The sequence below is a fragment of the Phyllobacterium endophyticum genome (assembly GCF_003010935.1).
Taxonomy (GTDB): Bacteria; Pseudomonadota; Alphaproteobacteria; order Rhizobiales; family Rhizobiaceae; genus Phyllobacterium; species Phyllobacterium endophyticum.
Window position 1 is genome coordinate 561,804 of the sequence record NZ_PGGN01000004.1, and the last position, 26,585, is coordinate 588,388.

23 protein-coding genes are annotated in these 26,585 nt (G+C 56.4%); 12 read left to right on the forward strand and 11 right to left on the reverse strand.

Annotated features, from left to right (window positions below; genetic code table 11):
• Positions 1-45 precede the first annotated feature (45 nt).
• Positions 46-570, forward strand: coding sequence for a TIGR00645 family protein (locus CU100_RS20895; RefSeq protein WP_106718504.1), 525 nt, complete (start codon positions 46-48; stop codon positions 568-570).
• Positions 571-680: 110 nt separating this feature from the next.
• Here CU100_RS20895 and rpoD read toward each other — a convergent pair whose 3' ends face one another.
• The gene (gene rpoD / locus CU100_RS20900; protein ID WP_106718505.1) at positions 681-2,708 is read right to left on the reverse strand and encodes an RNA polymerase sigma factor RpoD; all 2,028 of its coding nucleotides are present in this window, start codon (positions 2,706-2,708) and stop codon (positions 681-683) included.
• Positions 2,709-3,021: 313 nt separating this feature from the next.
• Positions 3,022-4,989 carry a DNA primase gene (gene dnaG / locus CU100_RS20905; RefSeq protein WP_106718506.1) on the reverse strand — a complete coding sequence of 656 codons (1,968 nt, stop codon included), beginning with the start codon at positions 4,987-4,989 and terminating at the stop codon, positions 3,022-3,024.
• Positions 4,990-5,353: 364 nt separating this feature from the next.
• Between dnaG and CU100_RS20910 the strand changes: the two genes are divergently transcribed.
• Positions 5,354-7,024 carry a Na/Pi cotransporter family protein gene (locus tag CU100_RS20910; RefSeq protein WP_106718507.1) on the forward strand — a complete coding sequence of 557 codons (1,671 nt, stop codon included), beginning with the start codon at positions 5,354-5,356 and terminating at the stop codon, positions 7,022-7,024.
• Positions 7,025-7,045: 21 nt separating this feature from the next.
• Here the strand turns inward: CU100_RS20910 and CU100_RS27000 are convergent, their stop codons facing one another.
• The gene (locus CU100_RS27000; protein ID WP_170113913.1) at positions 7,046-7,210 is read right to left on the reverse strand and encodes a hypothetical protein; all 165 of its coding nucleotides are present in this window, start codon (positions 7,208-7,210) and stop codon (positions 7,046-7,048) included.
• A gap of 111 nt (positions 7,211-7,321) precedes the next feature.
• Here CU100_RS27000 and CU100_RS20915 point away from each other — a divergent pair, with 111 nt between their 5' ends.
• Positions 7,322-7,858 carry a DUF1003 domain-containing protein gene (locus CU100_RS20915; protein WP_106718508.1) on the forward strand — a complete coding sequence of 179 codons (537 nt, stop codon included), beginning with the start codon at positions 7,322-7,324 and terminating at the stop codon, positions 7,856-7,858.
• Between the two features lie 282 nt (positions 7,859-8,140).
• Here the strand turns inward: CU100_RS20915 and CU100_RS20920 are convergent, their stop codons facing one another.
• Positions 8,141-8,794 carry a hydrolase gene (locus CU100_RS20920; protein ID WP_106718688.1) on the reverse strand — a complete coding sequence of 218 codons (654 nt, stop codon included), beginning with the start codon at positions 8,792-8,794 and terminating at the stop codon, positions 8,141-8,143.
• 151 nt (positions 8,795-8,945) lie between these two features.
• Here CU100_RS20920 and CU100_RS20925 point away from each other — a divergent pair, with 151 nt between their 5' ends.
• A complete protein-coding gene (locus CU100_RS20925; RefSeq protein ID WP_170113914.1) occupies positions 8,946-9,842 on the forward strand; it encodes a LysR family transcriptional regulator in 897 nt (298 codons plus the stop codon).
• A gap of 157 nt (positions 9,843-9,999) precedes the next feature.
• On the opposite strand, the gene CU100_RS20930 is transcribed toward CU100_RS20925, so the two are convergent.
• Positions 10,000-10,449, reverse strand: a complete 450-nt coding sequence (locus CU100_RS20930; protein ID WP_106718510.1) for a GatB/YqeY domain-containing protein — start codon at positions 10,447-10,449, stop codon at positions 10,000-10,002.
• 234 nt (positions 10,450-10,683) lie between these two features.
• On the opposite strand from CU100_RS20930, the gene carA reads away from it, so the two are divergent.
• Positions 10,684-11,928, forward strand: coding sequence for a glutamine-hydrolyzing carbamoyl-phosphate synthase small subunit (gene carA, locus CU100_RS20935; protein WP_170113915.1), 1,245 nt, complete (start codon positions 10,684-10,686; stop codon positions 11,926-11,928).
• A gap of 23 nt (positions 11,929-11,951) precedes the next feature.
• Complete coding sequence (locus CU100_RS20940; RefSeq protein ID WP_106718511.1) at positions 11,952-12,425, forward strand: nuclear transport factor 2 family protein; 474 nt, start codon at positions 11,952-11,954, stop codon at positions 12,423-12,425.
• A 34-nt stretch (positions 12,426-12,459) separates the two neighbouring features.
• Here the strand turns inward: CU100_RS20940 and CU100_RS20945 are convergent, their stop codons facing one another.
• Positions 12,460-13,731, reverse strand: a complete 1,272-nt coding sequence (locus CU100_RS20945) for a TCR/Tet family MFS transporter (protein WP_106718690.1) — start codon at positions 13,729-13,731, stop codon at positions 12,460-12,462.
• A 300-nt stretch (positions 13,732-14,031) separates the two neighbouring features.
• Positions 14,032-14,496 (reverse strand): Lrp/AsnC family transcriptional regulator, encoded by a 465-nt coding sequence (locus CU100_RS20950; RefSeq protein WP_106718512.1) that lies wholly within the window; start codon positions 14,494-14,496, stop codon positions 14,032-14,034.
• A 145-nt stretch (positions 14,497-14,641) separates the two neighbouring features.
• Between CU100_RS20950 and CU100_RS20955 the strand changes: the two genes are divergently transcribed.
• Positions 14,642-15,361 (forward strand): aspartate/glutamate racemase family protein, encoded by a 720-nt coding sequence (locus tag CU100_RS20955; protein WP_106718513.1) that lies wholly within the window; start codon positions 14,642-14,644, stop codon positions 15,359-15,361.
• A gap of 54 nt (positions 15,362-15,415) precedes the next feature.
• Here the strand turns inward: CU100_RS20955 and ypfJ are convergent, their stop codons facing one another.
• Positions 15,416-16,345, reverse strand: a complete 930-nt coding sequence (gene ypfJ, locus CU100_RS20960) for a KPN_02809 family neutral zinc metallopeptidase (protein ID WP_106718514.1) — start codon at positions 16,343-16,345, stop codon at positions 15,416-15,418.
• A gap of 325 nt (positions 16,346-16,670) precedes the next feature.
• On the opposite strand from ypfJ, the gene carB reads away from it, so the two are divergent.
• The 3 genes from carB to vapC all read left to right on the forward strand — a co-directional run bounded on the left by carB (position 16,671) and on the right by vapC (position 20,875).
• On the forward strand, positions 16,671-20,156 hold the full coding sequence (gene carB / locus CU100_RS20965) for a carbamoyl-phosphate synthase large subunit (RefSeq protein WP_106718691.1): 3,486 nt from the start codon (positions 16,671-16,673) through the stop codon (positions 20,154-20,156).
• Positions 20,157-20,243: 87 nt separating this feature from the next.
• Positions 20,244-20,477, forward strand: coding sequence for a type II toxin-antitoxin system VapB family antitoxin (vapB, locus tag CU100_RS20970; RefSeq protein WP_106718692.1), 234 nt, complete (start codon positions 20,244-20,246; stop codon positions 20,475-20,477).
• Entirely contained in the window at positions 20,477-20,875 is a 399-nt protein-coding gene (gene vapC, locus CU100_RS20975) for a type II toxin-antitoxin system tRNA(fMet)-specific endonuclease VapC (RefSeq protein WP_106718515.1), read from the forward strand. The genes vapB and vapC overlap by 1 nt, the downstream gene beginning before the upstream one ends.
• A 20-nt stretch (positions 20,876-20,895) precedes the next feature.
• Here vapC and CU100_RS20980 read toward each other — a convergent pair whose 3' ends face one another.
• On the reverse strand, positions 20,896-22,680 hold the full coding sequence (locus tag CU100_RS20980; RefSeq protein WP_106718516.1) for an ABC transporter ATP-binding protein/permease: 1,785 nt from the start codon (positions 22,678-22,680) through the stop codon (positions 20,896-20,898).
• 333 nt (positions 22,681-23,013) lie between these two features.
• Between CU100_RS20980 and CU100_RS20985 the strand changes: the two genes are divergently transcribed.
• Positions 23,014-23,226, forward strand: coding sequence for a cold-shock protein (locus CU100_RS20985; protein ID WP_106718517.1), 213 nt, complete (start codon positions 23,014-23,016; stop codon positions 23,224-23,226).
• 86 nt (positions 23,227-23,312) lie between these two features.
• Here CU100_RS20985 and CU100_RS20990 read toward each other — a convergent pair whose 3' ends face one another.
• Together CU100_RS20990 and CU100_RS20995 are read right to left on the reverse strand one after the other, a co-directional pair.
• Entirely contained in the window at positions 23,313-23,987 is a 675-nt protein-coding gene (locus tag CU100_RS20990) for a type 1 glutamine amidotransferase domain-containing protein (protein WP_106718693.1), read from the reverse strand.
• A gap of 87 nt (positions 23,988-24,074) precedes the next feature.
• On the reverse strand, positions 24,075-24,689 hold the full coding sequence (locus CU100_RS20995) for a glutathione S-transferase family protein (RefSeq protein WP_106718518.1): 615 nt from the start codon (positions 24,687-24,689) through the stop codon (positions 24,075-24,077).
• Between the two features lie 289 nt (positions 24,690-24,978).
• Between CU100_RS20995 and CU100_RS21000 the strand changes: the two genes are divergently transcribed.
• Positions 24,979-26,181, forward strand: coding sequence for a pyridoxal phosphate-dependent aminotransferase (locus tag CU100_RS21000; protein ID WP_106718519.1), 1,203 nt, complete (start codon positions 24,979-24,981; stop codon positions 26,179-26,181).
• Positions 26,182-26,585: the final 404 nt, after the last annotated feature.

Here is a 26,585-nt window from a genome sequence, read left to right on the forward strand (position 1 = left end):
TAGCTATTTGTGCCCTGCCCCGTTTGTTCAACCGGACCCCTGTTTATGAAACGCATTGAAATTTTCGTCGAAAACATCATCCTCGCCTCTCGCTGGCTTCTCGTGGTTTTCTACCTCGGTCTCGCTGTAGCTCTTGCCATTTATGCTTTCTCGTTCGCGAGCAAACTCATCGACTTTATCGCAAAGGTCGCCTTTCTCAACGAAACGGATACGATCTTGAAAATGCTCAGCCTGATTGATGCAGCGTTGGTCGCCAGCCTCGTCGTGATGGTTATCATTTCAGGTTATGAGAACTTCGTGAGCCGGTTCGATCAGGCCGACGAAGTGCATTGGCTCGGCACGATCGATGCGGGATCGCTCAAGATCAAGGTTGCGTCGACCATTGTCGCCATCTCCTCGATCCATTTGCTGCAGGTATTTCTGAACCTCACCCAGTTCACCACGGAACAGCTCACCTGGTTTACTGTGATCCACCTGGCCTTCGTTTTCTCGGCCCTCTTCCTCGCCTATATCGACCGGTTGATGGTCAAGGACAAGAGCGGCAAGAAGGACGATGAACCATCTCTGTGATCACAAAGTGATCAAATACAAAAGCCCGGCAGCAAGCCGGGCTTTTGTATTTGCATGTTGGTCCTGTTGATATTCGGGGCGCGAGCCAAAAGCGAACCTTGCAACGAATATCAGCTGTCCAGGAAGGACCGCAATTTTCTTGAACGGCTCGGGTGCTTGAGCTTGCGCAGCGCCTTGGCTTCGATCTGGCGGATACGCTCGCGTGTCACCGAGAACTGCTGGCCAACCTCTTCAAGCGTATGGTCGGTGTTCATGCCGATGCCGAACCGCATGCGGAGCACTCGCTCCTCGCGCGGTGTCAGCGAAGCAAGAACCCGTGTCGTCGTATCGCGCAGGTTTGCCTGGATGGCAGCGTCGATAGGCAGCAGCGCATTCTTGTCTTCGATGAAATCGCCGAGATGCGAATCTTCCTCGTCGCCGACCGGAGTTTCGAGAGAAATCGGCTCCTTGGCAATCTTCAGCACCTTGCGAACCTTTTCGAGCGGCATCGCAAGCTTTTCAGCCAGCTCTTCCGGTGTCGGTTCACGGCCGATTTCGTGCAGCATCTGGCGCGATGTCCGGACGATCTTGTTGATCGTCTCGATCATATGTACCGGAATACGAATCGTGCGCGCCTGATCGGCAATCGAGCGGGTGATGGCCTGCCTGATCCACCAGGTCGCATAGGTCGAGAACTTGTAACCACGGCGGTATTCAAACTTGTCCACAGCCTTCATCAGGCCGATATTGCCTTCCTGGATCAGATCCAGGAACTGCAAACCACGATTGGTATACTTTTTGGCGATGGAAATAACGAGACGCAGGTTCGCCTCGACCATTTCCTTCTTGGCAAGCGCCGCTTCGCGTTCGCCCTTCTGTACCTGATTGACTATACGGCGGAATTCCGAAATCGAAATCGCGGTTTCCTGTGCCATGTTCTGGATTTCGGTACGCAGGTTCTTGATGGTGTCTTTTTCGTTCTTGGTGAACTCTTTCCAACCACGTGTCGTCAGGTTGGAAACCGCCTTCAACCAGTTCGGATCAAGCTCGTTGCCCTGATACTCCTTGAGAAAGTCTTCACGGCGCACGCCATAGGACTCGGCAAGGCGCAGCAGGCGGCCTTCATTATGAACAAGGCGCTTGTTGATGTCGTATAGCTGTGCAACCAGCGCATCGATACGATTCTGGTTCAGCGACAGCGACTTGACTGCCTTGATCAGCTGATCCTTGAGTTCCTTGTAGCGGCGCTCCTGGCTTGGCGACAGCGACCCGGAGGCCGCCAGGCGGTTTTCCACCTGCTGATCCTGCAACTTGCGGAGCTTCTTGTAGGTATCGGCGATGACGTCCAGGGTTTCCATGACCTGCGGGCGAAGCTCGGCTTCCATTGCCGCAAGCGACAGATTTGCCTCATCGTCCTCGTCGTCGTCTTCCTCGACAGGCGCATCGCTGCCGACATTGGTGATGTCGTCGTCGTCGCGGCGGCTGCGCATCCGATCATTGGCCGTGGCCGGCTTATCTTCCTCCACGCGTTCGATCACCGGCGCCTGCTTGGCTTCGGGACCGGCATACGTGGTCTCCAGATCGATGATCTCACGCAGCAAAATCTTCGACTCGTTCAGATCCTCGCGCCAGATGATGATAGCCTGGAAGGTCAGCGGGCTTTCGCACAGACCTGAAATCATGGTCTCGCGGCCGGCCTCGATGCGTTTGGCAATCGCGATTTCGCCTTCGCGCGACAATAGCTCGACCGTACCCATCTCACGCAAATACATGCGGACGGGATCGTCGGTGCGATCGGTCGGTTCTTTCTTCGTGGTTGTGGGCGCTACAGCAGTGCCGGTCGACTCGGCGAGTTCACGAGCATCGCTCTCCTCGTCGGCGCTGTTGTCGGTTTCTTCCGCGTCGGCGTCCTGCTCATCGTCTTCGACAACATTGATCCCCATGTCGCTCAGCATGGCCATCGTGTCTTCGATCTGCTCGGAAGTGACCTCTTCGGATGGCAGAACTGCATTGAGCTCATCCATCGTCACATAGCCGCGCTTTTTCGCGAGCTTGATCATCTTCTTGACAGCGTCATCGGAAAGGTCGAGAAGCGGTCCGTCCGGCGCGCCTTCGCGCTCGACTTCTACTTCCTCGTTTTCCTTTGCCTTCGTTGCCATATTCTGTGTCTCCAAGCGGTGTCCGCTTTTTTTCCTGATGGGCGCTCTGCTTGTGCATGGGACCAACGAGCGCGGCAGCGCATCGGTTCCCCTACATCATCAAGGTATGAATGATCGACTAGCCGAAATCCCGTTAATGGCGGATTAACCTTGTTTTTCCGTCACGCTGAATATCTGCCGAATTTGCCGGTTTTTTCGCTTTACCCGCAAACGTCAACGAAATATCTTTTAATTCGCGCACTCTGATTCCGCCATTATTGACCTACGTCAACCCCGACTCAACTGATTCGGCCCAAAAAAGCGAATCAATTCATCAAAACCCCTTACCCGAGCGCCCGGAAGGTATTCCAAACCCTTCGATCAGTGCTTCAGTTGCCTGTGCATTGCGAATATCGTTTTGAATATCAAGCAGTCGATTGAGATTTTCATCGGTGGCTTCGTTCGCCAAGGCGGTTTCAGCTACTTTCAGCTCTTTATGTAGTGTGCTCGCGCGCTGATGCAAGTGAATGGCCTGTTTTAAGGCTTCCAGTGCATCCTCTTCGGCGGCTTCCGCCGTGGCGGTCCATATCCTTGCGCGCCTAGTCGCTAACTCCAGTTTTTCAATCAAGGCGCCGTGATTGGTGTCGACCATTGCCTTGCGCATTTCAACGCCGGTGGCGACATGATGTTCTGCCATCGCATTGAGCATAGCCTCGTGAAATCGCTTCAGGTCCGCATGACTGAATTCGAGACGGACGATCGTTTCAAAATCGTCTTCGATCAACCGCGGGTGATTGAACAACGTCATCAGGATTGCGGTCTCGCGCAGCGGTGGTGCGGCAGATGTGGTCCTGACCATCCCCGACCTCGCCAGAGTGTCCGACACGGCCAGGCGGCCACTCGTCGCACTCCTGCCCCGCTGGCCGAATCCATTTTGCTGGCCAAAGCCACCCTGTCCATTGCCGCGCTCGCCATTGTTGCGCCGGTCATTGCCGCGTTGGCCGGAGCCAAAAAATAGCTGGATACGCTCGCGCACGTCCTGCGCGTAATGACGCCGCACGTTTTCGTCGCCGATGAGTGCGGTCATTTGCTTGAGCCGCGCCTCGAGTTCGGCGCGACGCTCGGGCGTATTGAAGACGCCGCTGGCTGTCTCGCGCGTCCAGAACATGTCTGCGAGCGAACGCGCATCATCAAGCACCGCCTGGAAAGCCTGAGAACCGCCGCTCCTGACCAGATCGTCTGGGTCCTTGCCCTCGGGTAGAACGGCAAACCGCAACGAGAAGCCGGGCTTCAACGCGGGCATGGCGAGATCGATGGCCCGGTGTGCCGCCTTGATGCCCGCGTTGTCGCCGTCGAAACAGAGTATGGGTTCGGGCGACATGCGCCACAGAAGATCGAGCTGGTCTTCCGTCAATGCGGTTCCGAGCGGCGCGACGGCTTGGGCAAAGCCGGCCTGCGCCAGGGCAATGACATCCATATAGCCCTCTACCGCGATCACGGCCTTGGCGGGCTGTCCGTTTTGCGGCTGGACTTCCTTGCGGGCCCGGCGGGCGTTGAAGAGAATCCTGCCTTTGTGGAAGAGCTCGGTTTCGTTGGAATTCATATATTTCGCAATGGCGTTCGGCGCGAGCGCTCGCCCGCCAAAAGCGATGATACGGCCGCGCATGTCCTCGATCGGAAACATGATGCGATCACGAAAGCGATCGAAGGAAACCGGCTTGTCGTCGCCATAGACCACAAGCCCGCACGCCTCGATCTGATCCTTGGTGGCGTTCTTCGTCGCGAGATGTTCCTTGAGCGCATTCCGGCTCTCCGGGGCATAGCCCAGGCGAAAGGCGTGCTGCGTTGCAGCGCTCAAGCCCCGCTCCCGAAGGTAAGCACGCGCCTTCGCCCCACCGGCCGCCTGCAACTGGTCCTCGAAGAACTTGGTCGCCATTTCCATGACATCGTAGAGCGTGGCGCGTTTTGCCTCGCGTATTTCCATCTCAGCATCCCGGGCCGGCATCGCCACGCCCGCCATGTCGGCAACACGTTGAACGGCCTCGGGAAAGCTCAACCCTTCCAGCTCGGTCAGGAAGCGGAAATGGTCGCCAGTCACGCCACAACCGAAGCAGTGATACCGGCCCTTGCGATCCTCGCAATGGAAGCTCGGCGATTTTTCGCCATGGAACGGGCAACACGCCCAGAAGTCACCTTTGGGCGCGTTCGTCTTTTTCCGGTCGAATGAAACGCGTGTTCCGATCACGCTGGAGATCGGTACACGTTCCCGGATCTCATCGAGAAAGGACGGCGGAAATCGCATGCTGCTTTTCGTCTTTGATACTTATCGCTCGGATATCAGATTTGGCAGCCCGGATTTCACATCGCAAGCCGGACCCATACTGCACCAGATAAGAGCTAGACGGAAGTCCTGCAAGCGCGTCATCCCCCGTTCATCGAATGAATGGCGGTGATTGTGAATGCAATCGCTTTACAAAGCCGGCAAACGATTTTAAACGGAGTAGCTGTTTGTCATAAATCTGTAACAATATGCCAAAAGCGACACGGATTTTCTTAGCCGGAACATATTTTTTTCGCTTTTTGATTGATATCTTATCTTAAGAGGTCGCAACTAAAATGATGCCATTGCATTACCGAATATCTCCTCCGCGTCAGGATCATTATAAGTGAACGGTTCCGCAATTTTGTTGCATTTGGCAGGCGCAGTGGCGCTTCTGCTGTGGGCGACACGCATGGTCCGCACAGGCGTCGAGCGCGCCTACGGCGAGCGCATGCGCCAAAGCCTTCGCGGCGTCCTCCACAATCCGGTTCTTGCGGTACTGTGGGGACTGATGCTTTCCATCGCCCTGCAGAGCTCGACCGCGGTGAGCCTTCTTGTGGGCTCGTTTGTTGGGTCGGGTTTCGTCAGCGGCATTGCGGGGCTCATGGCCGTGCGCGGCGCTGAAGTCGGCTCGGCTCTGGTCGTCAAGATCCTGAGCTTCGATCTGACCTTGCTGGTCCCCTTCTGCCTGGTTGCCGGCACGGTGATCTTCATGTCGACCGAGCGCAGCAACTGGCGGCAGATCGGGCGCATACTCGTTGGCATCGGCCTCCTGGTGCTGTCACTCGAGATGACCGGTCAGGCAACCGAGCCCTTGCGCAACAGCGAATTGCTTCCGGTGATTGTCGGCTATTTGAACACCGATCCGGTTACTGCGTTCCTGATTGCAGCGGTCATGACATGGCTGTTCCATTCCAGCATCGCTGCTGTGTTGTTGCTGGTCACCTTTGCCTCGCGCGGTCTTATTCAACCGGAACTCGGCATCGTGATGATCTTCGGCGTTAACCTTGGCTCATCCTTTATCGCTCCGCTTCTTACCCGCAATGCCGCGCCGCAAACACGTATCGTCCCCATGGGCAATTTATTGATGCGCGGTGCGGGCTCGGTAGTTGTTCTAATCCTCTATCTGAGCTTCAAGCCGTCTGTTGGTTTCCTCGGCTCCACTCCCGCCGATCAGGTGATCAACGGGCACATCCTTTTCAATGTGATCATCTTGCTGGCGGGCGTCCCCCTCTCCGGTCTGGTACTCAAGGCCACCAAGGCTGTGGTTGCGCTCAATGCTCCCACAGAACAATCGCGCCCGCTGGATCATGCGGAACTCAGCGCCCTCGACGAAAGCGTCCTCGACACGCCCAGCCTTGCTTTGGCCAACGCCACTCGCGAGACCGTGCGCGTGTGCGAGACAGTGGAAATCATGTTGCGCGGCATCATCGGTCTCTACGAAAATCCGGTACAGGAGCGGATCGATGAACTTTCGGCCCTTGATGACAAGGTCGACCGCAAGCATGCAGCCATCAAGCTCTATCTTGCCAAACTGACCGCCAAGCCGCTTTCCGACTTTGAAGTCGCACGTGCGCAGGAACTCCTCGGAGCCTGCGTCAAGCTCGAGCAGGTCGGTGATATCATCGTGCGCAACATGATCGCGCTGGTTCAGAAGAAGATGGACCGGAAACTCAAGTTCACCGATGAAGGGTGGCTGGAACTCAGCAATTTCCACGCCAAGGTACTTACCAATGCCCGCATGGCTTTCAACGTACTGGTGTCACGCGATCGCGAGACGGCGCATCAACTGGTGCTTGAAAAAGACCATCTGCGTGATCTGGAAAAGCAAAGTAGCGAACGTCATTTCAGGCGCCTGCGTGAAGGCACCACGCGCAGCGTCGAAACCAGCTCCATCCATCTCGATACAATCCGCGATCTGAAGCAGGTAAACTCCCTGTTGGCCGCCATGGCCTATCCTGTCCTTGAAGAGCAGGGCTTGTTGAACACCACGCGTTTGCGGGCATTGCACAGCTGACATGCGGTGCGTGTGCTGTCCTTAATAATCGCGGCGAATGCGATCGTTGGATCCGATGAAGGCGCCCATAGCTGAACCGATGAGCAAACCCAACAGCATGTTTCCCATCATCGCTTCGCCTACGCCTGCGCCGACAGCCAACCCCGCCATGATTCCAGTGATTGTAGTCCAGCCGTGCAACTTCATTTGCGCCTCCATATGGAAACAAGAACGCGATGAGGAGCAATCGAGTTCCCGGGCTGCTATTTCACCTGTACAAATCAACTAGGCTGCCCAGCAACAGATCGGTATCGAACAATGACCAATGTCGAGGAAGTGAAGAAGGGATTGTGGGAAACGGAGCGGAAGCTGCTGCACCATCTGAGATCAATCCGCCGCCGGGACCGCAGTATCAAGCCGGCAGACATCGAAAATCAGCTCACCCGGGGACAAAGGATCGCCGATACGGTTGCCGCAACCATGGGGTCGTGGTCCTTTATCATCATCCAGTCAACCATACTGTTCGTCTGGATTATCTTGAACGTCACCGCCTATGTGCGTCAATGGGATCCCTATCCCTTCATACTTCTCAACCTGGCTTTGTCGTTCCAGGCGGCCTATGCCGCTCCATTCATCATGATGAGCCAAAACCGCCAGCAGGATATAGACCGCAGGGAAGCGGAAAATGACTACCGCATCAATATCAAGGCTGAACTCGAGATCGAATTGCTGCACGAGAAGATCGAGCTTCTCCATCAAAAGATCGACCAGATGCGGGAAAAGGAAGTTGTGACCTTGACTGAAGCGGTCGAGGAACTTGCAACCCAGAAGCAGCCGACCGAAAAATCCGACTGACTAATAAAAAAGGACCGCTGCGGGAGGAGGTGCAGCGGTCCTGATTGTAAATGTACCGCGGGAGGAGGTGCAGTACATTCAATGTTGGGGAATCTGGGAGGAAAGAACCCAACATCGTCATAATAGCATCGCTCAAAACTGTGGCTATGCCCAATCTTGCATAAGAGCTATGCAAATTCTCACGTGATGGTGTAGCCACTAACCAAGGTCTGGCCGACCGTCTGACAGAAATCCCTTCGCAACGCGTCGCTCAAAAACCTCTGCCCCTCCCCGCTCAAATCATCATCCTGCGCTGCCAGGTACCGGCGTGTTAAGCAGTTGCTGTTCCCACAGGAACGCAATGCCGCTACCTGCGGCATGCTGCTTGAGCACATCAGTCAACTCTGCGGCGTGCTCGGTTCGGGCCCAGTCTCGCTGCCATTCCGACGCTAAAGCCAGCCAGGTCATCATGTTCGCGCCAGCCGCGATCATGCGCTGGATAGCGACCTCATGGGCCTCGACCGAGGTGCCTCCCGAGGCGTCGGTGATCACAGTCACATCCCAGCCTTCGCCGAGCGCCTGGATCACCGGCATAGCGACGCAGATCTCGGTCCACAGTCCGGCGATGATCAGCTGCTTGCGACCCGTCGCCTTGACTGCGTCCACCACCTTCTTGTCTTCCCAGGTGTTGATGAATGTCCGGTCGATCACCTCCTGGCCGGGGAACACGTCGGTGATGTGCGGGAAGATCAGGCCGCCGCGCTCGGCGATGACGCTTGTCAGGATGGTTGGAACACCGAATGCCTTGGCAACCTTCGCCAGAGCAGTCGAATTGTTGACCACCGCCTGCGGATCGTGGCTGTTCAGATTCGTCAGCTGGTAAGGCTGGTGGTCGATCAGAACAAGGACCGAGTCTTCGGGACGGAGAAGCGAAGCAAGACCATTGCGAAACGTCATTATTGCATCCTTTGCTGCCATGTGAGTGGCATTGGTTTCCTGGAGACATGCGCGAGCGGCGACATCGTCTAAAAGGGACATTGCCGTTCCTAATCGCGATGCGGTAGTGTCTCATCGTGGCAAGCTGTGTCGCGAAATGGGGAACACTGAATTGGACATCGAAGAGTTGCGGACATTCGTAGATGTTGCTGATGCTGGGGGGATTTCGTCCGCCGCGCTCCGGCTCGGCGTCTCCAAGTCGATCGTCAGCCGTCGCCTATTCCGGCTTGAGGCGGAACTTGGTGTTCAGCTTCTTGCACGAACGACCCGAGGGGCTGCTCTCACTGAGGCCGGGGCGACGTTCCGGGACTATGCAGCAAGAGTTTGCGCCGAGATCGATGTTGCCAAGGAAACTATCCTACCCGCTGGCGACCTTCGCGGCCGCTTGCGGGTTGCTGTCCCGTATTCATTCGGACAGAACCACTTCGGCCCTATCCTCGCGGAAATGGCACGGCGCCACCCCCAGCTCCAAATCCACACCTGCTACAGTGATCGCTTTGTCGATCTCATCACGGAGGGTTACGATTGTGCGATACGAGTTGGCTATCTTCAGGACTCCAACTTGATCGCAAAACGCGTCGGACCGATCTATGGGAAGTTGGTCGCGAGCCCCGACTATATCAAAGCGCATGGGTCGCCGGAAACGCCGGAGGAACTCGCCGCCCACCAGGCTCTTATGCAGGGCACCGAAGCCTGGCAACTCATGGATCGCGACATGATCATCACGGTTCGTCCACAGGGGCGTTTTAAAGCCGACAATGGCACTGCCCTGGTCGCCGCCGCGGCAGCAGGGCTCGGGATTGCTTACCTGCCCGATTGTCTTACTCATGACTATATAGCTTCGGGCGCGCTTGTGCCGGTCATGACGCGTTATCCACCCCCTCCGGCAGGTGCATATGTCATCCGCCCGCCAGGTCAGCATCCCGCACGGAAAATACAGGTCCTCACCGAGCTGCTGATCGAGTATTGCGAACCACCTCCACACCTCGCTGGGCCAGCGGCCGTCTGAGTGGTGCTTGCTAGGATGGTCTGCATCACGATAGGGATAACGAAAGCCGGAGCCTGTGAAAATGAGCCTGAAATCGGCTTTCTCGCCGGATCGAGTCAGCCTCACTTCGCAAACGAGTCGGATTTCTGCTAATCGCTAAAGATGGATGAATAGCTGCCTACTGTAGCAGGTCCTTCACAATACTGCTCGCCTTGCCGAAATCCATCTGGCCTGCATATCTTTCCTTGAGCACATTCATGCTTTTTCCCATGTCGCGCAGGCCGCTTGCTCCGATTTCGTCGATTACCTGCTTGGCAACCCGGCGAATCTCCGCATCGTCCAACTGTGCCGGCATGAACTCGCGGATAATTTCGATTTCCTCGCGCTCTTGCCGGGCGAGTTCCGGGCGGCTGCCATCTTCATAAAGCTTCGCCGACTCCTCGCGCTGCTTGATCATCTTGGCCAGGATCGAGCTCACCTCATCGCTGCTGGCAGCGTCCTTGCCTGTCCCGCGATTGAGGATATCCCGATCCTTGATTGCTGACATGATGAGGCGCAGCGTCGGCACGCGACGCTTGTCCTGTGCCTTGATGGCTGTGTTGAGTGCCGTTGCGATTGTGTCGCGCATGGCTCGGTGCTCCTGTTTTACGCGTACTTCGAATTTTCGCGACAGTTTCTCGTCTCGCAATTGACCGGAGGCGCGGCTTTGTTTATGGACTAAGTCTTAGCCAGACATTTTTGTTGTTGCTGCTGTGGGGAAGTCCAACCACCACGGCGTTCAGCCATGTCCATATGGATTATTGAACGGCTTTTTTCAATGCCGGCCAGGGACAACGATGCAAACCCGGTTCAGGAGTTCCGCATGACCAATACAATGACGACCGACGCCGGTGTTCAACCAAAGAGCGCAGCTTGGAGCGAACTGAGGCCAACCGCAGTGCTCGTCCTTGCCGATGGCACTGTCATCGAAGGCAAAGGCGTCGGCGCGACGGGCGTCTGCGAAGCGGAGGTTTGTTTCAACACCGCCCTCACCGGATACGAGGAAATTCTCACCGACCCATCCTATGCCGGCCAGATCGTCACATTCACGTTTCCGCATATCGGCAATGTAGGCACCAACAAGGAAGACATCGAGGATTTGACACCCGCCAATCGCGCTGGTGCGGTTGGCGCGATCTTCAAGGCAGACATTACGGCTCCTTCGAGCTACCGCGCCGCCGACCACCTCGATCATTGGCTGAAAGCGCGCGGTGTCATTGCGCTTGCCGGCGTCGACACGCGTGCCCTGACAGCTCTCATCCGGGAGAAGGGTGCTCCCAATGCTGTTATCGCGCACGATCCGGACGGCAAGTTCGATATTCCGGAATTGAAAAAACGCGCTGCGGCTTGGCACGGCCTGCTGAACCTCGATCTGGCAAGAGACGTCACATCTGGCCAGAGTTCCGTTTGGTCGGAAAAGCCTTGGGTTTGGAACGAAGGTTTTGAACAGCAAACCGAACCTGAATTTCACGTCGTGGCCATCGACTACGGTATCAAGCGCAATATCCTGCGCCTGATTGCCGGACTTGGGGCAAAGATCACCATCGTTCCTGCCACCGCAACCGCAGAAGACGTTTTGGCCTACAAGCCGGATGGGATCTTCCTTTCCAATGGTCCCGGCGATCCCGCAGCAACCGGACAGTACGCCGTTCCGGCCATAAAGGACCTTATCAAGACCGATATACCGGTTTTCGGTATTTGCCTCGGGCACCAGATGCTTGCTCTGGCACTTGGCGGCGATACCAAGAAGATGCATCAGGGCCATCACGGCGCCAATCATCCGGTACGCGACGACACGACAGGCAAGGTCGAGATCGTATCGATGAACCATGGTTTTGCCGTCGACGCGGCGTCCTTCCCGGACGGCGTCGAGGAAACGCACGTCTCGCTCTTTGATGGCAGCAATTGCGGGTTGCGCGTCGTGGGACGCCCGGTCTTTTCCGTCCAGCATCACCCTGAAGCATCGCCCGGCCCGCAGGATTCCCACTATCTGTTCCAGCGATTCTTCAACCTGATCCGCAAAAGCAAGGGGCTTGAACCAGTTCCTGAACGGGAACACGCTGCCTGACCAGTCCGCAAGAGGAGATTGCAATGCCGGAACAACGCCCGCCGCTGCCGCCATTCACGCTCGAAACAGCCGTGCAAAAGGTGCGCGGCGCCGAAGACGGCTGGAACAGCCGCAACCCGGAACGGGTGTCCCTCGCCTATACTGTTGACAGCTACTGGCGCAACCGCGCGGAGTTCATCGAGGGCCGGGAAGCCATCGTTGCGTTCCTCACGCGCAAATGGAATCGCGAACTGGACTACCGCCTGATCAAGGAGCTTTGGGCATTCACAAATAATCGCATCGCGGTACGGTTTGCCTATGAGTATCATGACGATTCGGGTAACTGGTTTCGCGCCTACGGCAACGAAAATTGGGAATTCGACGAAAACGGCCTGATGCGCAAGCGGTTCGCCTGCATCAACGATCTCCCGATCAAGGAAACCGAGCGCAAGTTTCTTTGGGATCGCTCCGGACCTCGCCCGGCTGATCATCCGGGCCTGTCGGATTTGGGACTATAGCCTGAGCTGGCCCGCCCCGACGCTCGTGCCCGATCTAACTCGCCTCGTTTGGCGCCAAAGCGCCCGGCGCAAGACCTCCTTCTTCGGCAAGCGAAGGTTTTTCCACACGCAGGAGGAACACAAACAGCGCGATGAGTGCGAAGATCCCGCCAAGCACGTAGGGCGCGCCGCTAAACTTTATGGATGCATCCGGCCGGGTAAACATCGCGAATATCTGGGTGAAGATCAGCGGCCCGATTATGTTGGTAATGCTGAACAGGCTGGTCAGCGCACCCTGTAGCTCCCCCTGCTCGGAGGCAGGCACTTTGGCGGAAGCGATACTGCGCATCGCCGGATCGGCGACCCCTTCTAGGCAGGTGGCGACAATGACGACATAAACAAGCCACCCCTGCCAGGCACTGGCATAGCCAAAAAAACCGAGGGCAGCAAACGCGAGACCGATGACGGCTGTGCGCCATTCACCAAATCTCGATACGAGCCGCGGCAGGACAATGCCCATGACGATGGCGCTGCAAAGGCCGTAGATGCCCAGTGAGATGCCGATATCGCTTTCGCTCCAGCCGTAACGGTAGCTGCCGACATATGCCCATACGGCCGGGTAGGACATATGACCGAGCGTCAACATGAAGAACACCAACCCGAGCCAGAGAATCCCCTTATGATGGCGCATCTGTTTGAGTGCGCCGAGTGGATTCGAGCGCCGCCATTCGAACTTTCGCCGGTCCCTTGCAGGAAGTGTTTCCGGAAGAAAGAAATAGGCCGCGACGAAATTGAGAAACGAGATCAGCGCCGCCCCATAAAACGGAATACGCGGCCCGAACTCGCCGAGAAAGCCACCGATTATTGGTCCGAGAATGAACCCGACGCCGAACGCGATACCCAGCAGCCCGAAATTCCTCGCACGGTTTTCGTCCGTGCTGACATCGGCGATATAGGCCGATGCCGTCGAATAGCTGCCGCCACTGATTCCCGAGAGGATTCGGCCAATCAGCAGAATAGCGAAGTTCGGCGCGAGCGCGCAGATCAGATTGTCCAATGCGAAGGTTATAACCGAAGTCAGCAGCACAGGTCTGCGGCCAAAGCGATCACTAAGGTTGCCGATCAGCGGCGCAAAGACGAACTGCATGCCGGCATAGGCAAACAGCAGCCATCCACCATAGATGGCGGCATTTCCCACGTCAGCCCCGGTCAGTTCCTCCAGATATTCGGGCAGAACCGGAACAATGATACCGATGCCGATAATGTCCAGAAGCAGGATCGTGAAAACAAGCGTCAAGCCGCGTTTGGCAAGCAAGGGATCAATCATCGGAAAAACTCGCAAAAACGTCGCCATACCGGGATTGTGTGGAAAATCGTTCCAACGCACCCGATACGGCGAAACAATAAGTGAACACGGTCAGAAATTGAGCCGTTCCGCCACCTCAACCTGATACTACGACGAATGCAACTGACAGACCCTGTCAAATCTTGCGCAATCAGAGGCTCGGGATTCAGGTCGGGTCGCGCCGAAAATGGTGGCTTTCGAGAACCGGATCGGAGCGTAGTTAAAGTATGTGAGCTCCGGTAGCGGAGAAAAACGCTTTTTGCAGGCCGGCATCACCTGAATCTAGCGCGCGTATCGCGTGGGGAGTGTGGTCGTTGCCTTCAACGTTTCCATTGAAACAGAGGCAGAGATATCGAAAAACTCGACCCTCTCGATCAGCGCCTTGTAGATGTCGTCATAGGCTTCGACACGCGGCAGGGCGAGCTTCAGGATATAATCGAACGTCCCCGTCATGCGATGCACCTCGACGATCTCCGGGACATCGATAATGGCCTCGCGAAACTGTTCGAGCCAGTCAGCGGAATGGCGGGCAGTACGTACGATGACGAACATCGTAGTCGGCAGCCCCGCCAGCGCGCGATCCAGAAGCACGACCCGTCGCGCGATATAACCCTCATCCTCCAGGCGCTGGATACGGCGGGAGCAGGCCGAGATTGAAAGGCTCACTCGCTCAGCCAGATCCGAGACCGCGAGGGCCGCGTCCTCCTGCAGCAAAACCAGAATCTTCCGGTCACGATCATCCAGCATTCCCGTTCTCCCGCAATTATTCAGCGCGCATATCGACTAGTACGAACATAAATTGCGCGCATGCAAGACACTCTCGCAAACTTTGAGAACAATTCGCACTTCGATCGACTTATTATCCTGCTCAAATCACCTGGAGAACTTGCAGATGCGCACTATTGGACTGATTGGCGGGATGAGCTGGGAGAGTACTGCGGTCTACTACCGTCAGATCAATGAAATGGTGCGGAGCCGGCTTGGTGGATTGACTTCGGCGAAGATCGCCATGCAGTCGCTGGACTTCTCCGAAGTAGTCGCCTTGCAGAAAGGCGGCCGCTGGAACGACGCCGCAGCCCTTCTTTCCGATGCGGCAAAGCGGCTTGAACGTGCCGGCGCGGATAATGTGCTGATCTGCACCAACACGATGCATCTCGTGGCCGGCGAAGTTGCCGCCTCCATCGATGTTCCCCTCATCGATATCCGGCACGAGACAGGCAGTGTCCTGAAGGCTTCGGGCATGAAGCGACCACTGCTTCTGGCCACGCGCTACACGATGGAGCATGGGTTCTACGCAGACTACATGCGCGAAAAGTTCGGTATCGACCTTGTCGTTCCCAATGAACTCGACCGCGCCAAGGTGCATTCGGTCATCTTTGACGAGCTCTGCTGCGGAGTAGTCAGGCCGGAGTCCCGTCAGGCACTGGAAAAGATTATCCAGCGCGGAAAGGATGCCGGAGCCGATTGCGTCATTTTCGGCTGCACCGAGATTTGCCTGTCCTTGCCCGACGACGACGTTGCGCTGCCGATCTTCGATTCGACAACCATTCACTCCCGTGCCGCGGTCGCCCATGCACTGGACGATCGTATGAGCGAGCAGAATGCGGGTTGATCGAGGGAAATAGCACTGCACCTCTTGTCTCTCCCCCTTGTGGGAGAGAAAGGCTCAAATATTCCCGCTGAACGTATCGCAGTTTTCCAGCTTGCCGCTGTCGAAGCCGCGCTTGAACCAGTTGGCGCGTTGCGCTGAAGTCCCATGGTTGAAGCTTTCAGGAACGACATAGCCTTGCGTTCTCCGCTGCAGATTATCATCGCCAATCTGCTGGGCGGCGTTGAGTGCCTCTTCCAGGTCGCCAACCTCAAGTATGCCTTGCTGCTTGGTGAAATGACCCCAGATGCCGGCAAAGCAATCCGCCTGAAGTTCGACGCGAACCGACATGGCGTTTGCCTCGGCCTCGCCCATGTTCTGGCGCATGGCATTGAACTTCGGAAGAACGCCAATCAGGTTCTGTACGTGATGACCCACTTCGTGCGCCAATACATAGGCTTGTGCGAAATCGCCGGATGCTCCGAATTTCTGTTCAAGCTCGTCATAGAAGCTCAAGTCGATATAGAGCTTCCTGTCGCCAGGACAGTAGAATGGTCCTGATGCGGCGCTGGCAAAGCCACAGGCCGAGCGGACCTGACCGCTGAACAATACCATTGTCGGCGCCGGGTAGGTCTGGCCCTCGGACTGGAATATTCCACTCCAGACATCCTCTGTTTCGGCAAGTACGGTTCGTGCGAACTGCGTCATCTCATCGTTCCTGACCGCAGTACCGTCTGGCGACTGGCTCTGGCCTGGTACCAGCTGACCGCCACCGCCACCGGAATCGACCAGAATCTGCATTGGATCGATATTCGTGCAGAACTTCAGGAACAGGAATATAGCCGCAAGGAGGATGATGCCCGAAAAGCCGCCGCCCCGCGCCGTCCGCAGTCCGGTGCCTCCCGGAAGACGAAAACCGCCGCCGCGGCCTATACCGCCGGGAAAGCCGCCACCCTCGCCGCGCTGGTCTTCAACATTGTCACTCTGCCTGCGGCCCCGCCAACGCATTTCCCGCCTCCCGCTTGTCGACCGGCCGACGCCGGTGCAATGTATTTTCAACAGTGTAGTGCGTCATTTGTTTCATGCGCGCTGCTATTTTTCAACGTGCGGCTGCGTTCGATCCATAATCAATTTTCGTGACCGATTAATGCATGAGATAGTTCCTGTCGTGAATTGCTGCTGAAAACCTTCGAAACCTGTGTTTTTGGGGTTACGCAATGCGTTTCCTTTGCCTATAAGGCAGCCTTAGCCTCGCATTTGGAATTTTATGCCTGCCCGTACGGTCAAAACCGTGCGGTTTTTTGTGCAGCCCGCTATCGATAGGACTTTTACCATGCCAAAACGCACCGACATCAAGTCTATCCTGATCATCGGCGCAGGACCGATTATCATCGGCCAGGCATGCGAGTTCGATTATTCAGGTACGCAGGCCTGCAAGGCACTCAAGGAAGAGGGTTACCGGGTCATTCTCGTCAACTCCAACCCGGCGACGATCATGACCGACCCGGAATTGGCCGACGCGACCTATATTGAGCCGATTACCCCCGAAGTCGTTGCCAAGATCATCGCCAAGGAACGCCCGGATGCGCTTCTCCCGACGATGGGCGGGCAGACTGCTCTCAATACCGCCCTGTCGCTCCGCCGCATGGGCGTACTCGATCGGTACAACGTCGAAATGATCGGCGCCAACGCCGAGGCCATCGACAAGGCTGAGGATCGTGCGTTGTTCCGCGAGGCCATGGCAAAGATTGGTCTCGAAACTCCGAAATCGATGCTCGCCAACGCGACCGAGGTGAAGGACCTCGACCGCAAGTTGCACCAGGAACAGCGCGAAGCTGTGAAGGCGAAATATTCCGGCCCCGAGCTCGACGCCGCCCTGGACAAGCTCGAGACCGAATGGCAACTCGGCGAAGGCGACCGCAAACAGCGCTACGTCTCGCATGCGCTGGGCATGGCTGGCGCAGCGCTCGACCATGTTGGGCTTCCCGCGATCATCCGCCCCTCTTTCACCATGGGCGGCACGGGTGGCGGCATCGCCTATAACCGCAGCGAGTTCTACGAAATCATCGGCAGCGGTCTTGATGCATCCCCCACAACCGAAGTCCTGATCGAAGAGTCGGTCCTCGGCTGGAAAGAGTATGAAATGGAAGTTGTCCGTGACAAGGCGGACAATTGCATCATCATCTGCTCGATCGAGAATGTGGATCCCATGGGCGTCCACACCGGGGACTCCATCACTGTCGCCCCCGCCTTGACCCTTACGGACAAGGAATACCAGATCATGCGCAACGCCTCGATCGCAGTGCTGCGGGAGATCGGCGTGGAAACCGGCGGTTCCAATGTGCAGTTCGCTGTCAATCCGGAAAATGGCCGTCTGATTGTCATCGAAATGAACCCCCGCGTGTCGCGTTCGTCCGCTCTCGCGTCGAAGGCAACGGGTTTCCCGATTGCCAAGATTGCGGCGAAACTTGCCGTCGGCTACACGTTGGACGAACTCGACAACGATATTACCGGCGGCGCCACGCCTGCGTCATTCGAACCTTCCATCGACTATGTCGTCACCAAGATCCCACGCTTTGCTTTCGAAAAGTTTCCCGGCGCCGAGCCAACGCTGACAACGGCGATGAAATCGGTTGGCGAGGTCATGGCCATTGGCAGAACCTTCAAGGAATCACTGCAGAAGGCGCTGCGCGGTCTCGAAACCGGTCTGACTGGCCTGGATGAAATCGCTATTCCTGGCCTCGGCGAAGGCAACGATAACAATGCCATTCGCGCTGCCATCGGCGTGCCGACGCCCGATCGTCTGCGGATGGTGGGCCAGGCATTGCGGCTCGGACTCTCCGTTGAGGAGGTCCATGAAGGCTGCAAGATAGATCCATGGTTCCTGGAGCAGATGGCGGAGATCATCGCCACCGAAGAACGCGTTCGCGAACATGGGCTGCCAAAGGATGCGCAGAACCTGCGCATGCTGAAGGGCATGGGTTTTTCCGATGCTCGCCTTGCAAGCCTCGCCCGAGTGGATCCCGGCGAAGTCACCAAGCTGCGTCATAGACTGGAGGTGCACCCGGTTTTCAAGCGCATCGATACCTGCGCTGCCGAGTTCGCTTCGCCGACCGCCTATATGTACTCTACCTATGAAACACCGTTTGCAGGCTCCCCTGCCTCCGAAGCTCAGGTCTCGGACCGCAAGAAAGTCGTCATTCTCGGCGGCGGCCCGAACCGGATCGGCCAAGGTATCGAGTTCGACTATTGCTGCTGCCATGCTGCATTCGCGCTGCGTGACGCTGGCTACGAAGCAATCATGATCAACTGCAATCCGGAGACTGTCTCAACCGACTATGACACGTCGGACCGGCTCTATTTCGAGCCGCTGACGGCTGAAGACGTTCTGGAAATCCTGCGTGTTGAGCAAACGGCCGGAACTCTGCATGGAGTGATCGTCCAGTTCGGCGGCCAGACGCCGCTGAAGCTTGCTGACGCTCTGGAAAAAGCTGGAATTCCTATCCTCGGCACGTCGCCCGATGCTATCGATCTTGCTGAAGACCGCGACCGTTTTCAGAAGCTCCTGATCAAGCTCGATCTCACCCAGCCAAAGAACGGCATTGCCTATTCCGTCGAGCAGGCACGCACCATAGCCGGTGAACTCGGGTTCCCGCTGGTCGTTCGCCCGTCCTATGTTCTGGGCGGTCGCGCCATGCAGATCATCCACGACGAGCGCGGCCTGCAAAGTTATTTGCTGGATACGGTGCCGGAGCTTGTACCGGAGGATATCAAGCAAAAGTACCCGAACGACAAGACCGGCCAGATCAACACGCTGCTTGGCAAAAACCCGCTTCTGTTCGATCGCTACCTGAGCGAGGCGATCGAAGTGGATGTTGATTGCCTGTGTGACGGGAAGGACACCTGGATATCCGGCATCATGGAACATATCGAGGAGGCCGGTATTCACTCCGGGGACAGTGCCTGTTCGCTGCCGGTACACTCGCTTTCAACCGAGACTGTCGCCGAATTGGAAAAAGAGACAGCTGCGCTTGCGAAGTCGCTTAACGTCGTCGGCTTGATGAATGTGCAATATGCGATCAAGGACGGCACGATCTACGTGCTCGAAGTCAATCCGCGCGCCTCACGCACCGTCCCGTTCGTCGCCAAGACCATCGGAACCCCGATCGCCAAGGTTGCGGCGCGCATCATGGCTGGCGAGACGCTGGAGGAAGCGCTGGCACATTATGGCGGCAAGCCCTCCAACACGGGTCGCAAACATATTGCGGTCAAGGAGGCAGTGTTCCCGTTCGCCCGCTTCCCAGGCGTCGATACCCTGCTTGGACCGGAAATGCGCTCTACCGGCGAAGTCATGGGGCTCGACTACGATTATGCCTTGGCCTTCGCCAAGTCGCAGCTCGGTGCCGGCGTCGACCTGCCGCGCGACGGAACGCTGTTCGTATCGGTGCGTGACGAGGACAAGCAACGTATCCTCGCACCGGTAAAACGTCTGGCCGCGTTGGGGTTCAAGATTCTTGCAACTGGTGGCACCGCCCGCTTCCTTGGCGAAAACGGTGTCGAAGCCCAGAAGATCAACAAGGTGCAGGAAGGCCGGCCGCATGTGGAGGACGCCATCCGCAACCGCCAGGTGCAGCTGGTGTTCAATACTACCGATAGTGCCAAGGCGATCTCGGATTCGAAATCGCTCCGCCGTGCCACTTTGATGCAGAAGGTGCCGTACTATACAACTCTGTCAGGAGCCGACGCAGTCGCCGAAGCCATCGCTGCACTGAAAGCCGGTTCGCTGGAGGTCAGGCCGCTGCAGGATTATTTTCTCTGACGTTCTGCCAAGCAAGGACATCGTCGTCTTGCCATTTTCCGAGCTCTGTCCTATGTATATCCCACTGGGATGTACATAGGATTCACCATGACTAGCTCCACCGTTTTTACGACCAATCGCAGTCAGGCCGTCCGCTTGCCGAAAGCAGTCGCTTTTCCCGAAGACGTGCACCAGGTGGATATCCTTAAGATCGGCTTGGGTCGTCTTGTGGTTCCTCAAGGCAAGCGTTGGGATGATCTTTTTACGCAGGGACCGCGTTTGAGCGACGACTTTATGAGTGAACGCGAACAGCCTGTAATCGAAGATCGCGAGCCGCTTTGATGCTACGGTATATGCTGGATACAAATATCTGCATTTATGTAATGAAGAGTTATCCGCTTCAATTGCGTGACAAATTCAATGCTCTCGCGGAACAGCTATGCATATCCAGCATCACACTCGGCGAAATGCACTATGGAGCGGAGAAATCAGCTCGCACCATTGAAAATTTGAAAGCGATCGAACACTTCGTCAGCCGGCTCGAAATATTGCCTTTCGCGGCAGCTGCGGCAGTGCACTACGGACAGATACGTGCAGACCTTGAACGAGCCGGAACTCCGTGCGGATCGCATGATATGCAGATAGGTGGTCACGCGCGCAGCGAAGGACTGGTTGTTGTGACCAACAATATGCGCGAATTTATACGCATGCCCGGGGTCTTGACCGAGAATTGGATTTAACCGTCCCACAATCCGACCATTCAAACGCCCTGCAACCCTTCTTCTTCCAGCCCATGCCCGGAAGGATCACTGACGAAATGCAGCACTTTTGAGAAGACATGATCATTCTTGTCCTCACGCCCGATGTGCACAACAGTTGATTTGGCGAGGTCGTCGCGCAGCACGGCTGTAACCCGTTCATAGGCATCGCTCTCCATCCCGTCGAGCGCCTCGTCGATGACGACCCAGGTCGGCTTATGCAGTTTGAGCCTTGCGAAAGCGAGAGACTGCTGTTCATCGTCACTCAGTTCCCTGTCCCAGCGTGCCCTGAAGTCAAGCATCGGTTCGAGCCGTGTCAATCCCAGCTCGTGTAGCGCCGAGACCAGCTCCTCATCGGAGAATCCCTCCTTACCGACAGGATAGGACATCGCCTCGCGCAAGCTGCCGGGAGGAAAATAAGGCAGGCGCGGCATGAAAAGAATATTGGTATTCGCTGGCAGGCTGACAGTCCCTGCTCCCCAGGGCCAGAGGCCGGCCATGGCTCGAAAGAGCAGGGTTCTGTCAATCCCGGGCTCGCTGGTAATCAACACACGCTCGCCTTCCTTCACGACTGCCTTCTTCTCCTTCAAGCGTACTGTCGCGCGCGGGGCGGTGATCTTCAGTTTGTCGAGAACGATCTGGTTCGTCTCCGACTGCGTGAACTTGATCCGTTGTTCGACGCTGTTCTTGATGTCGGTGGCCTGCACTGCCTGCCTGAATGAAGTGACACGCAAGAGTGTCGCGCGCCAGTCGGCAATGGCGCCGAAATTATTGACGAACCATTTCAGGGCATCATGCACCTGGTTGAAGGCCCCGATAGCCGCCATCAATCCGCCAAAAGACAAGTTCCCCGCGAAGTAGACAGGCGCTGCCACAAGAATGGGCGCGACGATGGTGATCCAGCCATAGCCCGACGTGACCCATGTCAGCTGTGTGAGAGCCGTTACCAGCAAGCGGATTGCAGCGAGCAGGCTATCAATATCAAACCCTATCCGGCGGTTCTCGTCAGCCTCGCCCCTATAAAGCGAGATCGCATCGATATGTTCGTTGACCCGCATCAGCGAGAAACGCAGTTCGGACTCCTTCTGGTAGCGATCGGCGTTGTACTTGATGAGCTTGCGGCCAACGAGCCAGCTCAACCAGGACGCGGACGCAGCATAGAGGAAGGCTGCCCAGACCATGTAGCCAGGGATAGAGAAACTGTATCCGTAGACGTTGAACACAAATCCGCTCGAAAATGTCCATAACACCCCGACGAAGCTCACGAGCAGGATCGAGGCCTGCAACAGACCGAAGCCCAGATCCGTCGACATTTCCGACAGGTGCCGCGCATCCTCATGGAGACGTTGATCCGGGTTTACGCCGATCGGTCCGGAATTGGACAGTTTGAATGCCCTACGGGGCTCCAGCCATTCGCCGACAAGATCACGTGTCAGCCCTTCGCGCAGCTTGAGGCGCGTCATCTGGTTCAACCAGGTCTGCGCGACATTGAAGACGAGCAGAACCGAAGCGATGGCGAAGAATACCATCAGCTGGTCGACAAATGCCGGAAAGTCGCGTCGCGACAACGCGTCGTAGAAGGGTACATTCCACCGGTTCAAAAGTACCTGACCTGCCGACGTTACGATGATGATGCTGACGACGCCGAGTATCATGAGTATCAGCCGGTTGCGGACCGGCGATATCCAGTAAATGTCCAATATCACGCGCAATTGGGAGAGCAGTCCGGCTTCCACTTCGCCCGGGACGGTGGTCGCTGTGGACCGACTCTGTTTCTGCTCCGCCATGAGTCTCCCCCGTGGACGACCGCGATTCGGCCAGTTCACATTAGCATCTACTATGAAAACACGTCGGGCGATGTGCTGGAATTCAACAGGCAATGTAGGGCCAAAATTGGCCAGCACAACCCGTTGCACTTAACCGGGCTCATAAACCTGTCTGAAAAACGCTTGTTTCGGAGCAAATTCTGTCATATGTAAATCGCATCGATTTTATCGGTCGAGTGACTTTGCGACCTGCGTAACCCGTTGCGCTTCCTGATGAACTCCATTGCATAGGTTCGATTCCCTGGGCCGCAAATGTGCTTGCTGCCTGTCTTATATCTCTGAAAGGAATTTCCCATGGCTACGGGAACAGTGAAATGGTTCAACGGCACCAAGGGCTACGGTTTCATCCAGCCTGATACTGGCGGTGCAGACGTATTCGTCCACATCTCCGCTGTTGAACGCGCAGGCTTGCGCGGTCTCAATGATGGCCAGAAGGTCAACTATGAAATCGTGCAGGACCGTCGTTCGGGCAAGTCGTCAGCTGACAACCTCAGCGTTGCCGGCTGATACGGCACACGGGAATCGTCTGATTTCTGAACGCACATAACTTAAGAAAGGCGGGATTTATCCCGCCTTTTTATTTCCGTCGGCTCTCACTTCAAGAGCTTCAGAATCTCCTCGGCCACGGCAGCGGATGAGGCAGGGTTCTGACCGGTCACAAGATGACCGTCCGCAATTGCCAGAACCTGCCAGTCATCAACCTTTTCATAACGGCCGCCAAGGCGCTTTAGTTCGTCTTCGACCAGAAATGGCACGATATCAGTCAGCTGGACCGCTTCTTCCTCGCTATTGGTGAATCCGGTGACGCGCCTGCCTTTGACGATCGGCTGCCCGTCGATATTCACCTTCAGAAGCACTGCCGGTGCATGGCAAACTGCACCGACTGGCTTGCCATCATTGTAAAACTCCTCGATCAACCGAATGGACGCCGGATCCGATGTGAGGTCCCACAAGGGTCCATGACCGCCCGGATAGAAAATCGCGTCGAAGTCCTCCGAGTTGACCGTGTTCAGCAATACAGTATTGGCAAGCACCTTCTTCGCAGCCTCGTCGCTGGCGAAGCGCTCGGTCATCTCGGTCTGGCTTTCAGGCAGGTCGCTCTTGGGGTCGAGCGGCGGCTGACCACCCTTGGGCGAAGCCACAACTATCGTCGCGCCCGCGTCCAGAAACGTATAATACGGTGCGACGAACTCCTCCAGCCAGAAGCCGGTCTTCTTCCCCGTTTCTCCGAGCTGATCGTGAGAAGTAAGTACAATAAGAATTTTCATAAAACGGTCCTCGAACATTGAACTTCAGCATTCGTCATATGATGTTGACGAACACCGGAATCAACCGCGCAGATCCGGTAGGCCGCGTCAATTACCAAGCCACGTGATCGGAACGTGGCCTTCGTCGCCAGCAACGCGGCTTAGCCATTTCGATACCGACGGGTAGGCCGACAGATCAAATCCGCCGCGATTGGCCTCATGCGTATAGGCATAGAGCGCAATATCGGCGACGCTGATCGTGCTCCCGGTAAAATATGGTGTCTTCTGCAGCTGATGCTCCATCACGAGCAGTGCCTTGTTACCGCCTTCCAGCGTTGCTGCCAGCCGTTCCGGCGTCGCATCCTTTGCCCGCTCGGGATAGACCAGGAGCGCTCGGCGCACAGCAATGTTCGGCTCGTGTGTATATTGCTCGAAGAACAGCCATTGGTACATCAGAGCGCGCTCGTAGGCGTCTTCGGGCACAAAGCGGCTGCCTTCTGCCAGATGCAGAAGAATGGCATTCGACTCCGCCAGGAGTCGCCCATCATCGAACTCGAGCAACGGCACCTTGCCATTTGGATTCTTAGCCAGGAATTCCGGTTTGCGTGTTGAACCATCGGTTGAAGAAATCGAAATGTGCTCGAAAGGCACGGACAATTTCGCCATCAAAAGCCGCGGCTTGTAGCAGTTTCCGGAATCAGGCTGTGAATAAAGCTTTGGCATGGTAGCGGTCTCCTCGACTGCGCCATGCGATGAAAGCGACGCATGACAGACGCAGCAGCGTTGAATTGCGGGCGACTATTCCCAATTCCAGGGCGACAAGTCCAATCATTTTGATTGAAGCATCACGCCACCGCCGCTGATGATTCCAGCATCAGATGCCAACTGCATAGAAACTTCGTATTGTGAAGCCTCGCACGCATGCTTTTGCTTGCGATTCGATGACCATTGCGACATAGCAGGCTCGCAAACCGTCTACCGGTAATCAAACCTGCTTCAGGAGAACGATACCATGGCATTCCTCGCCGACGCCCTTTCCCGTGTGAAGATTTCCGCAACGATTGCGATCACCCAGAAAGCGCGCGATCTGAAAGCAGAGGGCCGTGATGTCATTTCGCTTTCCGTCGGCGAGCCTGATTTTGACACGCCTGACAATGTCAAGGAAGCGGCCATTGCCGCCATCCGGCGCGGCGAAACCAAGTACACTCCGGTGTCGGGTATTCCGCAGTTGCGTGAAGCGATCGTGCGCAAGTTCAAGCGCGAGAACGAGCTCGATTACAAGGCGAGCCAGACGATCGTTTCCACCGGCGGCAAGCACGTCATCTATAACGCACTACTCTCTACACTGAACCCCGGGGATGAGGTGATATGCGTTGCGCCCTACTGGGTCAGCTACCCGGAGATGGTTTCCCTATGCGGTGGAACACCCGTCATCGTGTCCGCCATTCAGGCCAACGAATTCAAGTTGCAGCCCGAGGATCTGGAGCGTGCCATCACGCCGAAGACCAAATGGATCATCATGAACTCGCCTTCCAACCCGTCCGGCGCAGCCTACAGCTGGGACGAAATGAAGAAGCTCACCGACGTTCTCGTCCGCCATCCCCATGTGTGGGTGCTGACCGATGACATGTACGAGCACCTGACCTATGGCGACTTCAAGTTCGTGACGCCTGTCCAGGTCGAGCCCAATCTATACGACCGCACGCTGACCATGAACGGCGTGTCGAAAGCCTATGCGATGACCGGATGGCGCATCGGCTATGCGGCTGGTCCAATCGAGCTCATCAAGGCGATGGACATGGTGCAGGGTCAACAGACGTCCGGGACGAGTTCCATCTCGCAATGGGCGGCGGTCGAAGCGCTGGACGGAACGCAGGAGCATCTGCCGGTTTTCAAGAAAGCTTTTGAAGGCCGGCGTGACCTCATAGTCTCGATGCTGAACCAGACCAACTTACTAGAATGCCCAAAGCCCGAAGGAGCTTTCTACGTCTATCCTTCCTGCGCAGCAGCGATCGGCAAGACTGCTCCTTCCGGCAAGGTCATCGAGAACGACGAGGATTTCGTCAGCGAGCTGTTGTCCACGGAAGCGGTCGCAGCGGTGCATGGATCGGCATTCGGCCTCGGACCAAACTTCAGGATCTCCTACGCAACCTCGGATGCAAATCTTGAAGAAGCCGGCAAGCGCATCCAGCGTTTCTGCGCCAACCTTCGCTGACACGTTCTGTAGGGTTGAAAATCGGGTAGCCAACTGACACAGCGAGGCATTGACAATTTTGCCAATGCCCTAGATTTTTGCGTAAAGGTGGCCACCATGCCTACCATGAACGTAAATCTGACGCCGTATAACTGAGATACTGAGAAGCACAAATAAGCTCTTTGGTGCCAAACAGGTTCAGACATACTCCAAAATCATCAGTGATGGCATCAAGATGATCGCCGATGACCCACACCGTGCCTCGACGAGCGCGCGCGAAGACTTGAGAAAGGCTTCAGGTCTTTGCATCTGGAACTTGTTTCCAACCGACGGCACAGCGCCTCTCACCTGCTATATTCAAAGAGGTGCAAGACACCAGCGGTGAAAAGGAAGTGGTTATTCTGGGTGTGCTTCATGAGCACATC